At 44.9% G+C, this 868-nt stretch carries 2 protein-coding genes; both read left to right on the top strand.

Features of this window, described 5'->3' with window-relative positions; all coding sequences use genetic code 11:
- Positions 1–537 (top strand): glutathione S-transferase N-terminal domain-containing protein (locus tag A3756_RS20810; protein WP_068554515.1); only part of this gene is annotated, 537 nt, incomplete at its 5' end.
- Positions 538–569: 32 nt separating this feature from the next.
- The coding region (locus tag A3756_RS20805; protein ID WP_156490652.1) for a ClpXP protease specificity-enhancing factor at positions 570–868 on the top strand (299 nt) is incomplete at its 3' end.

Below are 868 nucleotides of genomic sequence, written 5' to 3'. Positions count from 1 at the left end.
GGTGTCGCAGTTGACGTTGTTAACGTTGACCCAGATAACAAGCCTGCTGAGCTTTCTGATCATAATCCATACAATGACTTGCCTACTTTGGTTGACCGCGACTTAGTACTTTATGAGTCGGATATTATGATGGAGTACTTGGATGAGCGCTTTCCGCACCCTCCTTTGTTGCCAGTATATCCGGTTGCTCGAGCGCAAAGCCGCTTGATGATGTACCGAATCCGTAAAGATTGGAGTCGTCTGGCTGATGCAATTCTTGCTGATCCGCATGCTGCGAAGGCGAATGAGTATCGTAAGGAATTGAAAGAAAGCCTGATTGCTACAGCGCCGATTTTTTCAGAAATGCCTTACTTCATGAGTGAAGAGTTTACCATTGTCGATTGCTGTGTTTCTGCCTTGTTGTGGCGTTTACCGGTAATGGGAATTGAGTTAGATGATGTCCAGGCAAAACCGATTTCGAAGTATATGGATCGTATATTTCAGCGTGAGTCCTTTCAAGCTAGCTTGTCTGAACTAGAAAAAGAAATGCGACACTAAGTCGCTAAATAATGAGTAAAGGGGTGAGCGGAATGACTCCAAGTCGGCCATATCTGGTTCGAGCACTAAATGATTGGATTTTGGATAACGACATGACGCCGTATATCGTCGTTGATGCCGGTATCCAGGGTGTAAGTGTCCCAGAAGACTATGTCACGAATGGGCAAATTATACTCAATATTAGTCCTGGTGCGGTTAATGAGCTGTTAATTGATGGAGAGGCTATTAGTTTTCGAGCGCGTTTTGGTGGCGTTCCGATGCAGGTCTACGTTCCTATCGTAGCTATTATGGCGATTTACTCAAAAGAAAATGGACAGGGTATGGTGTTCGG

It is taken from the genome of Oleiphilus sp. HI0086 (assembly GCF_001635225.1).
This window is presented reverse-complemented; position numbering and strand designations above follow the sequence as displayed.